The following is an 11933-nucleotide window of genomic DNA, read 5'->3' as shown; positions in this document are numbered from 1 at the left end:
TGTGCGGCGCTTCGTGCGTCAGAGCGGAGGCTCAGCGGCCGGTCGGCCAGTCGCGAGCAGCCGGTCCCACGTAGAGCTGCTGCGGGCGACCGATCTTGGTGCCCGGGTCGTTGATGGCCTCGCGCCAGTGCGCGATCCATCCGGGAAGACGGCCGATCGCGAACAGCACGGTGAACATGCGCGTCGGGAAGCCCATCGCCTTGTAGATCACACCCGTGTAGAAGTCCACGTTCGGGTAGAGGCGCCGCGACTGGAAGTACTCGTCGTTGAGCGCGAGCTCCTCGAGCTCCTTCGCGATGTCGAGGAGCGGATCCTGCACGCCGAGGTCGGCGAGCACCGCATCCGCGGATTCCTTCACGAGTCGCGCACGCGGGTCGTAGTTCTTGTACACCCGGTGCCCGAAACCCATGAGACGGATGCCGTCTTCCTTGTTCTTCACGCGCTCGACGAACTTGCCGACGGACTCCCCCGATTCGCGGATCTGCGCGAGCATCGTGAGCACCGCCTCGTTCGCGCCGCCGTGCAGCGGACCGTAGAGGGCGTTGATGCCGGCCGAGATCGAGGCGAACATGTTCGCCTCCGTCGAGCCGACGAGGCGCACCGTCGACGTCGACGCGTTCTGCTCGTGGTCTTCGTGCAGGATCAGCAGGCGGTCGAGCGCCTTCACGAGCACGGGGTTCACCTCGTACTGCTCGGCCATGTTGCCGAAGTTCAGCTTCAGGAAGTTCTCGACGAAGTCGAGCGAGTTGTCGGGGTAGAGGAACGCCTGCCCCAGCGCCTTCTTGTGCGCATACGCGGCGATCACCGGCAGCTTCGCCAGAAGGCGGATGGTGTTGAGCTCGACCTTCTCCGGGTCGCGCGGGTCGAGGTCGTTCTCGTAGTAGGTGGAGAGAGCCGACACCGCCGACGACAGCACCGACATCGGGTGCGCCGTGTGCGGCAGGGCCGAGAAGAAGTGCTTGAGGTCCTCGTGGAGGAGCGTGTGGTGGCGCACCTTCTCGGAGAACTCCTCGAGCTCGCTCGGGGTGGGCAGCTCACCGTAGATGAGCAGCCACGCGACCTCGAGGAAGGTCGAGTTGGCCGCGACATCCTCGATGGCGTACCCGCGATAGCGCAGGATGCCCTCGTCGCCGTCGATGTACGTGATGGCGCTGCGCGTGGCGGCGGTGTTCACGAAACCGGGGTCGAAGGTGTTGTACCCGGTCTGCTTCGTGAAGGTCGACAGATCGACCACATCACGGCCATCAGTGGCCTTGTGGACGGGGAATTCTGCCATTCGGTCGCCCAGATGCAGGCTGACCTTCTCTCCAGCGGTCGTGTCGCTCACGCTTCCACCCTACCTGCGGGCGAGGCGCCCCGTGGCCGCGGCCACCTTCTCGTCGGTCGCGGTCAGCGCGACTCTGACGTGTCGGGCGCCCGCCTCACCGTAGAAGGATCCCGGTGCCACCAGGATGCCCTGTGCGGCGAGAGCGGCGACGGAGTCCCAGCAGTCCTCATCGCGGGTGACCCAGAGGTAGAGGCCCGCCTGCGAGCCGTCGATGCGGAAGCCGGCGGATTCGAGCGCGGGGATGAGCATGTCGCGCCGAGCTCGGTAGAGCTCCTTCTGCACGGCGACGTGCTCATGGTCGCCGAGGGCTGCGACCATCGCAGCCTGCACGGGTGCGGGCGGCATGAGCCCCAGGTGCTTTCGGGCCGTGAGCAGCTCGCCGACGAGGTCGGAGCATCCGGCGATGAATCCTGCGCGGTAGCCGGCGAGGTTCGACTGCTTCGAGAGCGAGTACACCGAGAGAGTCAGGCGCCGCGACCCCTGCGTCACCTCGGGGTGCAGGATCGTGGGCGTCGGCTCGTCGCTCGACCAGTCGAGCTCGGCGTAGCACTCGTCGTTCGCGATCACGGCGCCGAGCTCGCGCGCACGCTCGACGGCGCGACGCAGGAACGGGATCCCGTGCACACGGCCGTCGGGGTTGCCGGGGCTGTTGAGCCACACGAGCTTCGTCTCGGCGGGCCACTCATCAGGCTCGTCGGAGGTGAGCACCGTCGCGCCGACGACCGCGGCACCCACGGCGTAGCTCGGGTATGCGGCGGAAGGCTGCACGACGACGTCTCCGGGGCCGAGACCCAGGAGCGTCGGCAGGAGCGCGACGAGCTCCTTGGACCCGATCGTCGGGATGACGTTCGCGACCGTGAGGTCGGTGACGCCGCGGCGGCGCGCGTACCACTCGACGATCGCTTCGCGCAGCGGCACGCTGCCCGCGGTCAGCGGGTACGCGTGCGCGTCGGTCGCCGCAGCGAGAGCCTCGCGCACGGCAGCCGGCGTCGGGTCGACGGGTGAGCCGACCGAGAGGTCGATGATGCCGTCAGGATGTGCGCGAGCCGTCTCCGCGTACGGGACGAGGGTGTCCCACGGGAAGTCGGGGAGCTCGAGCGCCACGCGTCAGTCGCCCTGAGGCGGCAGCGCGGCGACCACCGGGTGGTCTCCGGGGATCACGCCGACCTTGGCGGCGCCGCCCGGGGATCCGACCTCTTCGAAGAACTCGACGTTCGCCTTGTAGTAGTCGGCCCACTCATCCGGCAGGTCGTCCTCGTAGTAGATCGCTTCGACGGGGCAGACCGGCTCACACGCACCGCAGTCGACGCATTCGTCGGGGTGGATGTAGAGCATGCGGTCGCCCTCGTAGATGCAATCGACGGGGCATTCATCGATGCAGGCGCGGTCTTTGACATCCACGCAGGGAAGGGCAATGACGTAGGTCACCTGACCATCCTATTGCGGTCGGCGGATGCCGCTGCACGCACGCGGCACCCCAGAGAGAGTCTCACGGGGTACATACAGGAGACCCCGGGCACGCGGCCCGGGGTCTCCTGTGGTGCGCTGACGAAGGTCAGCCGCTGGCGTTCTGGCGCTTGAGGCGCGACGCGGCACGACCGCGCTCGGTCGCGTCGAGCACGACCTTGCGGATGCGCACGACCTCGGGGGTCACCTCGACGCACTCGTCTTCACGAGCGAACTCGAGGCACTCCTCGAGAGTCAGCTCGCGCGACGGCGTCATCTTCTCGAAGTTGTCCGAGGTGGAGGAGCGGATGTTGGTGAGCTGCTTCTCCTTGGTGATGTTCACGTCCATGTCGTCGGCGCGCGAGTTCTCGCCGATGACCATGCCCTCGTAGACCTCCTGCGTGGGCTTCACGAAGAACGACATGCGCTCCTGCAGCGCCACGAGCGCGTTCGGGGTGACGGAGCCCGCGCGGTCGGCGACGATCGAGCCGTTGACGCGCGTGGTGATGGTGCCCGCCCACGGCTCGTAGCCGTGCGAGATCGCGTTGGCGATTCCGGTGCCGCGGGTGAGGGTGAGGAACTCGGTGCGGAAGCCGATGAGACCGCGCGACGGGACGATGAACTCCATGCGCACCCAGCCGGTGCCGTGGTTCGTCATGCCCTCCATGCGGCCCTTGCGAGCGGCGAGGAGCTGCGTGATGGCTCCGAGGTGCTCTTCGGGGGTGTCGATGGTGAGCTGCTCGAACGGCTCGTGAACCTTGCCGTCGATCACCTTGGTGACGACCTGCGGCTTGCCGACGGTGAGCTCGAAGCCTTCGCGGCGCATGTTCTCGACGAGGATGGCGAGGGCGAGTTCTCCACGGCCCTGCACCTCCCACGCGTCGGGCTTGCCGATGTCGAGGACGCGCAGCGAGACGTTTCCGATGAGCTCGCGGTCGAGGCGGTCCTTGACCATGCGCGCGGTGAGCTTGTGGCCCTTCACCTTGCCGACGAGCGGCGAGGTGTTGGTGCCGATGGTCATCGAGATCGCCGGCTCGTCGACGGTGATCGCCGGCAGCGGGCGGACGTCGTCGGGGTCGGCGATCGTCTCGCCGATCGTGATGTCCTCGATGCCCGCGACGGCGACGATGTCACCGGCGGATGCCGACTCGGCTGGGAAGCGGTCGAGCGCCTTGGTCATGAGGAGCTCGGTGATGCGCACGTTCTGGTGCGTGCCGTCGTTGCGCACCCAGGCCACGGTCTGGCCCTTCTTGATGGTGCCGGCGAAGACGCGAAGCAGCGCGATGCGGCCGAGGAACGGCGAGGAGTCGAGGTTGGTGACCCACGCCTGCAGCGGCGCCTCGTCGTCGTAGCTGGGAGCCGGAACGTGCTTGAGGATCGCGTCGAAGAGCGGCTCGAGGTCGTCGTTGTCGGGGAGCTCGCCGTTGGCGGGGCGGTTCCAGGAGGCTGCGCCGTTGCGTCCGGATGCGTACACGACGGGCACGTCGAGGATCGCGTCGAGGTCGAGATCGGGAACCTCATCGGCCATGTCGGATGCGAGGCCGAGCAGGAGGTCCTGCGCCTCGCCGACGACCTCCTCGATGCGAGCGTCGGGACGGTCGGTCTTGTTGACCGCGAGGATCACGGGGAGCTTCGCCTCGAGCGCCTTGCGCAGCACGAAGCGGGTCTGCGGAAGCGGGCCCTCGGACGAGTCGACGAGGAGCACGACGCCGTCGACCATCGACAGGCCGCGCTCGACCTCGCCGCCGAAGTCGGCGTGGCCGGGGGTGTCGATCACGTTGATCGTGATGGGGCCGTCGGTGGCGTGGATGCCCTCGTACGAGATCGCCGTGTTCTTGGCGAGGATCGTGATGCCCTTCTCACGCTCGAGGTCGTTGGAGTCCATGGCCCGCTCTTCGAGGTGCTCGTGCGAGCCGAAGGAGTTGGTCTGGCGCAGCATGGCGTCGACGAGGGTGGTCTTGCCGTGGTCGACGTGAGCGACGATGGCGACGTTCCGGATATCGGAGCGGTGGACGATGGGCATGCAGAAACCTCGAAGACGTTGAGGGTGAAAGTCGATAGCGCCAGAAAAGCGACGTTCTAGTCTAGCGGACGCGGTGTCGCGGAACCTGCATGCGGTTCTGCGGGGGTCCACGCCCACGCGTTCCAGAGCACTCCGCGTGCGAGCGGGGACCGCGTGACGCCCTCCACACGGTCGCTCACCGCGGTGAGCGCGGGGTGGGCGAAGAGCGGCGCACCGTAGGCCGAATCCCAGAGGATCGCGTCGAGCTCGATGAGGCGCTCGGTGATCGCATCGATGTCGTCGGTCGCGAGGATCTCGTCGATGAGCGCATCGGCGCGGGGATCGGAGAATCCGGAGAAGTTCGCGAGGGCGGCGTCGCTGCGGAAGACGGCCGCAGAAGCACCGGGCCCGAGGCGTGTGGTGTCCCACGCGAAGAGTGCGGCGTCGTACGCGCCCGGCACACCGAGGAGCGCGCGCCAGTCGCGACGCGAGCAGTCGGTCACCGCGAAGCCGGCAGCGGATGCCGACTTCTGGATGAGCGCGAACGCGGCAGCGCGTCGCTCGTCGGCGGGGTCGTAGAGGATGCAGACCTCCGGCGAGGCGACGCCCGCCTCCGCGAGGAGCGTCATGGCGGCGCCGATGTCGGTCGTGTGGTGCGCGTCGGATCCGTTCTCTGCGACGGCCTCGTCGTATCCGGGGGCGCCGGGTCGCACGACGAACGAGTCGAGCAGCATGGCGTCGGCCTTCACAGGCGCGACGAGCTCGTCGAGGATCGCCTGCCGCGGCAGCGTCAGCAGGAACGCCGTGCGAACCCGCTCATCGGCGAAGTGCCCCGACTTGGATCCGGTGAACTGCAGGTCGAGGTGCTCGAATGTGCTCGTGGAGTCCGCGGAGACCGTGACCCCCGAGATGCCGGAGAGCTCGCTCGCGAGCTCGGCGTCGGCGGCGGGCGTCGCGATGTCGATCTCGCCGCTCTGCATGAGGCGCGTGAGCTCCCCCGGGTCGACGATCGTGCGCAGAACGAGGGTCTCGACGGCGGGCGAGCGATCGCCGCGATACTGCGGGTTGACGGTGAGCGTGACGCGTCCATCGGCGACGGCACTCACCCGATACGGGCCGCTCGCGAGGAGCAGATCGGGATCGGGTTCCGCGCCGGTGAGGTCGAACCCGCTGTTCCACACGTCGGCGATCTTCGAGAGCGTGTCGGCATCGGCACCGAGGATCGCGTCGACGAGCGCAGCGGTCGCCTCCCCCGCGAGCTCCTCGGTGGGCTCGGCATCGGCGGCGTCGGCGCGCAGGGGGAGGTCGAGAGCGCGGGCGGCGACGACGTGAGCGGGAAGACCCGGCGCGAGGACGGTGCGCCACGAGGGCGCGAACTCATCGAAGCGCACGGTGAGCGCGCGGCCGTCACCCGAGATCTCGGGCGTCGCCGTGGCGAGCTCGAGCCCGCGACCGAGAGCGCCGTCGAAGTGCACGATGCCGTCGGGGAGGCTGCCCATGCGTCCGGTGTCCGGATCGACGAACTGCGCGCCGTCGACGCCCGCCGTGTCGAGCGCACGTGAGTTGGCGGCCCACGCCAGCAGCAGGTCGGCGGCCGTGATCGGGACGCCGTCGGACCAGCGCGCATCGGCGGAGACGCTGTAGCGCACGGTGAAGGGATCCTCGGAGACGACCTCGGCCGATCCGAAGCTGTCGTCCTGCACGATCTCGAAGCGATCGTTCGGATAGGCGAACCCCGAACCCGTGAGGTACGCGACGTCGGCGTTGAGCTCCGACGCACGCCCGTACGAGCTGTCGGGGTTGAGGGTCGTGAGCGAGCTCTCGACCGCGACGGTCACCGTGGATCCGGCGACGACGCGGTCATCGCCCGTGCATCCCGTGAGCGCCGCGGCAGAGGCGAGAGCTGCGAGCGCCGCCAGCGCCCGCATGCCCCGTGTGCGGCCTCGGGTCACGCCGATCGACGCTCGGCGCGTCGCCGCGCCTGCTCGTCGGGGTCGGGGACGGGGACGGCGTCGATGAGTCGGCGCGTGTACGGGTCCTTCGGACTGCGCAGGATCTCGTCTCGCGTTCCGACCTCGACGAGCCGGCCGCGACGCATCACGGCGATGCGGTGCGACAGGATGTCGACGACGGCGAGGTCGTGGCTCACGAAGAGGCACGCGAAGCCGAGCTCCTTCTGCAGCCCCTGCAGGAGCTCGAGGAAGCGCGCCTGCACCGAGACGTCGAGGGCGCTCGTGGGCTCGTCGGCGACGAGCAGCTCGGGCGCGAGTGCCAGCGCGCGGGCGATGCCGACGCGCTGGCGCTGGCCGCCGGAAAGCTCGTGCGGGTAGCGGTTGCGGTACGAGCGCGGAAGCTCGACCTGGTCGAGCAGCGTCTCGACGCGGCGATCGAGCTCGGCTCCGGAGGCGTCGCCCGAGAGCAGAAGCGGCTCGCCGATCGATTCGCCGATCGGGAAGCGCGGGTTGAGAGAGGATCCCGGATCCTGGAACACGATGCCGACGCGGCGGCGAATCGCCTTGAGCTCCTGCGGGTCGCGGGAGGAGATGTCGTGACCGACGACGGTCAGCTTGCCTTCGGCGACAGGGATGAGCCCGATCGCGGCCCGGCCGAGCGTGGTCTTGCCGGAGCCGGACTCGCCGACGAGACCCATGATCTCGCCCTGGTGCAGCGTCAGGTCGATTCCCTCCGCGGCACGGAAGACGGGCATCCGGCCGCGCTTGGGGTAGTCGATCGCCACGTTCTCGAACGACAGCACGACGTCGCGCTCGTCGACGACCTCGGCGACGGGATCGTGGTCGACGATCTGGAGCGTGTCGTTGGCGCCCAGGTGCGGCACAGCCGCGAGCAGAGCACGCGTGTAGGGGTGCTTCGCATCCGTGAAGATCTCGCGGATGGGGCCGGTCTCGACGACCTTGCCGTCCTTCATGACCATGACGTGGTCGGCGAGGTCGGCGACCACGCCCATGTCGTGCGTGATGAGCACGACGGCCGAGTCGAGGCGCTTGTGGAGGTTGCGGATCAGGTCGAGGATCTCGGCCTGCACCGTCACGTCGAGCGCGGTGGTGGGCTCATCGGCGATGAGCAGGCGCGGGTCGCACGAGATCGACTGTGCGATCATCGCGCGCTGTCGCTGACCGCCCGAGAGCTGGTGCGGGTACGAGTCGAACGCCTTCTGCGGGTCGGGCATCTCGACCATCGCGAGCAGCTCGAGGGCGCGCTCCTTCGCCTCCGCGCGCGTCATGCGCGGGTGGTGCACCTGCAGGGCCTCGCAGATCTGGAAGCCGATGCGGTACACGGGGTTGAGAGCCGTCATCGGCTCCTGGAAGATCACGGCGATGCCCTGACCGCGGATCTGGCGGATGCGCTCCGCCTTCGCACCGATGAGCTGCTCGCCGTCGAGCTTCGCGCTGCCGCTCGCGCGGCCGTTCGCGGGGAGGAGTCCCAGCAGCGACATCGAGCTGGTGCTCTTGCCGGAGCCGGACTCGCCGACGATCGCGAGCACCTCGCCGGGCATCACCTTGTAGGTGACGCCCTCGGCGGCGGTGACCCACTCGCCGTCGACCCAGAACTCGACGTTCAAGCCGTCGACCTGCAGAACGGGGGTGCGCTCCCCCGTCGTCGGGGTGGTCATCGTGGTCTCGCTCACGCCGAAACCTGCCTTTCGCGGATGCGTGCGGTGCGTGTCAGCATGAGAGCGTGACTGACACGGTGAATCTGAGATCCCGCCTGGGACGCGTTCTGACGATCGCTGTGGCGGGGGTGGCGGGCACGGTGCTCATCGCAGCCGCGCAGGTGGGCCCGGAGGCCGTGGCGCGAGCGATCGCGCCGTGCGCTCTGCTGGTGTTCGCGACGTGGGCCGCCTACTGGCGTCCCTTCGTGCGCATCGAGGGCGACCTCGTGACCGTCGGCAACGTCTTCAGCACGGACCGTGTGCGCCTCGAGCAGATCCAGCGCATCGACACGCGATACGCCCTCACCCTCGAGACGACGCAGGGAAAGATCACGGCATGGGCGGCGCCCGCTCCGGGCCGTCACAGCGCGATGTTCGCGCGCCGTGACGAGGCCGTCAATCTTCCCGAGTCCACGTACCTCGCCGGCACGGTGCGCCCCGGAGATCTCACCACGAGCGATTCCGGAGCCGCTGCGGCCGAGATCCGTCGTCGGTGGGAGGACCTGCGCGACGCGCGTGGATCGATCGGCGACGGCCCCGCTGTGCCGCGTGACCGCAGCATCCACTGGGCCACGATCGTGGTGACCGTGGCGCTTCTCGGCGCGAGCATTCTCAGCATCGCGCTCTGACCGACGGGTCATCGCCGTCACGCCCCGTCTCGCGGGGTGCCGGATCCGACTGCCGTCTCACTCGCGGCCTTCTTCTCGCCGGTGCGGAACCAGCCGAGGAACTCGGACCAGAGGCTCTGCGCGCTGGGGATGCGCTTCTGGCGCGGGTCGAACGCATCGCGCAGACCGTCGCCGATGAAGTTGATGCACAGCGCGATGACGACGATGAACAGACCAGGCCACCAGAACAGCCACGGGCGGGTCTTGAACGCCTCGTTGTACTCCGAGATGATCTGGCCGAGCGAGATGTCGGGCGACTGGATGCCGAACCCGAGGAAGCTCAGCGACGTCTCGAGCAGGATCGCGGCGCTCATGAGCAGCGTCGCGTTCACGACGATCGGACCGACAGTGTTCGGCAGGATGTGCTTGAAGATGATGCGCTTGGTCGAGGCGCCGGCAACGCGCGCGGCGTCCACGAACTCGCGCTCGCGCAGGCTCAGGAATTCGGCGCGCACGAGTCGTGCCAGGCCCGGCCAGGTGATGCAGCCGAGCAGGAGACCGAGGGTCAGCGCGCTGCCTCCGAGCGTGCGACCGAGGACGGCGCCGAGCACAAGGAGCGGGATGATGAGGATGAGGTCGGTGAATCGCATGAGCAGCGAATCGATGCGGCCGCGGTAGTAGCCCGCGATGGCGCCGATGACCGTGCCGATGACGGTCGCGAGGAGTCCCGTGAGGAACACGACCGTGAGCGACTGCTGGGTGCCGCGCATGATGCGGGCGAAGATGTCCTTGCCCATCGTGTCCTGGCCGAACGGGTGCTCCCCGAAGCTGAAGGGCCAGAAGGTGATGGTCGGCTGACCGCCGGGAAGCAGCACCGGGTAGTTCTCGTACCAGTTGTACTTCCACCATCCGGGGATGCGGAAGCCGTCCACGACGAGGCGGCCCGTCTCGGGGTCGGGCACGAGCTTGCCGGTTCCGCCGATGACGGTTCCCACGGAGGAGAACGCGAGCAGCGTGATCAGGCCGAGCACGATCATCGAGCCGACGGCGGCACGGTGTGCGAAGAAGCGCCGACGGGCGATCTTGCCCTGGCTGAGGCCCGCGGTCGCGCGCTGCTCGATGGTCTGCTCGGAACCCTGATCCTCGGGAACCGATGGCGGCATGATCGGAGTCGTTGTCATTGGTCAGCTCACCCGGATTCGCGGATCGAGTGCCGAGTACAGAAGGTCGGCGATGATGTTGAAGAGCACAGCCAGCAGACCCGTCACGAGGAAGAAGCCCATGACGAGGTTGACGTCTGTCAGGTGGAGACCCTGATTGAAGAGGGCACCCATTCCCTGCCACGCGAAGACGCGCTCGGTGATGATCGCACCGCCGATGACGGCGCCGAAGTCAATCGCGATGATCGTCGTGATCGGGATCATCGCGTTGCGGAACGCGTGGCGCATGATCACGGTGCGCTCGGTGAGGCCCTTCGCTCGCGCGGTGCGCACGTAGTCCTGGTTCATGACCTCGAGGAGGCTGGCGCGCGAGTAGCGGGTGTAGGTCGCGACCGAGATGATCATGATCGCCGCGGTCGGCAGGATGAGGTGCGAGACCGAGTCGAGCAGGTGCAGCCACTGGTTGTCGGTTCGGGCGAGCGACGGCGTGGAAGCGCCGATCGTCGAGATGAAGCCTCCGTTGAGGGGCACGCGCTGCAGGTATTCGCTCCAGCGCAGGAGCATCTGGTCGAGCACGAGCGGGAGCGTGAGCAGTCCACCGACGATCGCGGTGGTCCTCATGACGACGCGCCGATCGTCGCCGCCCGCGAAGCGTCCGATGATGAGGCCTGCCCCGATGAGCGCGATGAACGTCGCGGGGATGATCCACCACTGGTTCTGCATGTAGAAGTAGAGGAACTGCAGCGGGTACCAGGCGGCGAGCACGACGGCGATCATGATGCCGACCGAGGTCACCGCACGTCGCTGACGCAGACCGGTGGTGAGCAGCAGCACGGTCGCGCCGATCGCGATCGACATGAGGGCGACGCCCACGATGCCGAGCGTCGGACGCGAGAACCAGTTGGTCAGCGCGAGCACGGCCACGAGCACGCCCGTCGCCGCGGCGGCGATCAGGAACGACCGCACACGCACCGCCAGTCGGCCTCCGACGACCGACGACACGATGACGCCGAGGATCACCGCGATGAGAAGCACCGTCCACCACTGGATGTCGGGATTCCGCAGGAAGTTGTTGAACTGGATGGCGCCGAACTCCTTGAGGAGCACCGCGACCCAGAAGACGGGGAGCGAGTAGAACACGAAGGTCAGGAAGGTGACCGTGTAGTCGTAGCCGCTGTACTGACGAAGCGCCGTCGTCATGCCGATCGCGACGCCGATGACGATCGAGAGGATCGTGGCGATCGTGACGAGCTGGAGCGTCGACCCGGCGGCCGTCGCGAGAGCGGCGGTGACGGCCTGCTCGCCGCGCGCGACCGAGATGCCGAGGTCGCACTGGCCGATGAGGCAGCCGGCGGCTCCTCCGAGCCACGAGAAGTACCGCAGCGGCGGCGGCGTCTCCAGCTGCAGGACCTCCGTGAGATACACGATGCGCTGCGCGGCCGCAGGGTCACGGCTTCCGCGAAGCTCGACGAGCGGGTCACCGGAGTAAGCCGTGAGCACATAGACGACGAACGAGGCGACGAGCAACACAAGAAGCGTCGCCACCAGACGCCTGGCGATGAATGCGAGCAATGGAGTCCTTCGGTCTGCCATGTTCTCTGCCCGTGCCGGGTGCGCGGGGTGTGCGGTCGGATCGGCGCTGATCGACCGTGAGAACAGAGAGAGTATAGGTCGAGTCCCTGAGGGCCCGGTTCAATGGGAACGGGCCGGACGCACTGAG

Annotated in this window: 9 protein-coding genes; 1 reads left to right on the top strand and 8 read right to left on the bottom strand. The window is 68.1% G+C overall.

The features are described 5' to 3' along the window. Positions 1–31: 31 nt before the first annotated feature. The 6 genes from HCR12_RS04105 to HCR12_RS04080 form a co-directional block, all read right to left on the bottom strand. Positions 32–1327: a citrate synthase gene (locus tag HCR12_RS04105; protein WP_166867496.1), complete on the bottom strand. Its 1296-nt coding sequence runs from the start codon at positions 1325–1327 to the stop codon at positions 32–34. A 9-nt stretch (positions 1328–1336) separates the two neighbouring features. Continuing rightward, the gene (gene dapC, locus HCR12_RS04100) at positions 1337–2431 is read right to left on the bottom strand and encodes a succinyldiaminopimelate transaminase (RefSeq protein ID WP_166867498.1); all 1095 of its coding nucleotides are present in this window, start codon (positions 2429–2431) and stop codon (positions 1337–1339) included. 3 nt (positions 2432–2434) lie between these two features. Then, positions 2435–2755, bottom strand: a complete 321-nt coding sequence (gene fdxA, locus HCR12_RS04095) for a ferredoxin (RefSeq protein ID WP_166867500.1) — start codon at positions 2753–2755, stop codon at positions 2435–2437. A gap of 127 nt (positions 2756–2882) precedes the next feature. Next, complete coding sequence (gene typA / locus HCR12_RS04090) at positions 2883–4796, bottom strand: translational GTPase TypA (RefSeq protein WP_166867501.1); 1914 nt, start codon at positions 4794–4796, stop codon at positions 2883–2885. Positions 4797–4852: 56 nt separating this feature from the next. Further along, positions 4853–6727: an ABC transporter substrate-binding protein gene (locus HCR12_RS04085; protein ID WP_166867504.1), complete on the bottom strand. Its 1875-nt coding sequence runs from the start codon at positions 6725–6727 to the stop codon at positions 4853–4855. Then, entirely contained in the window at positions 6724–8406 is a 1683-nt protein-coding gene (locus tag HCR12_RS04080) for an ABC transporter ATP-binding protein (RefSeq protein WP_166868246.1), read from the bottom strand. Before HCR12_RS04080 ends, HCR12_RS04085 begins: the two co-directional genes overlap by 4 nt. Positions 8407–8471: 65 nt before the next feature. Here HCR12_RS04080 and HCR12_RS04075 point away from each other — a divergent pair, with 65 nt between their 5' ends. Further along, positions 8472–9074: a PH domain-containing protein gene (locus HCR12_RS04075; protein ID WP_166867506.1), complete on the top strand. Its 603-nt coding sequence runs from the start codon at positions 8472–8474 to the stop codon at positions 9072–9074. 17 nt (positions 9075–9091) lie between these two features. Here the strand turns inward: HCR12_RS04075 and HCR12_RS04070 are convergent, their stop codons facing one another. Both HCR12_RS04070 and HCR12_RS04065 read right to left on the bottom strand, forming a co-directional pair. After that, entirely contained in the window at positions 9092–10234 is a 1143-nt protein-coding gene (locus HCR12_RS04070; protein WP_166867509.1) for an ABC transporter permease, read from the bottom strand. Between the two features lie 3 nt (positions 10235–10237). Continuing rightward, positions 10238–11758 (bottom strand): ABC transporter permease, encoded by a 1521-nt coding sequence (locus HCR12_RS04065; protein ID WP_347877732.1) that lies wholly within the window; start codon positions 11756–11758, stop codon positions 10238–10240. Positions 11759–11933: the final 175 nt, after the last annotated feature.

It is taken from the genome of Salinibacterium sp. ZJ70 (genome assembly GCF_011751865.2).
GTDB lineage: Bacteria > Actinomycetota > Actinomycetes > Actinomycetales > Microbacteriaceae > Homoserinibacter.
The sequence above is the reverse complement of the archived record's forward strand: the minus strand, read 5'-3'. Positions and strand labels throughout refer to the sequence as shown.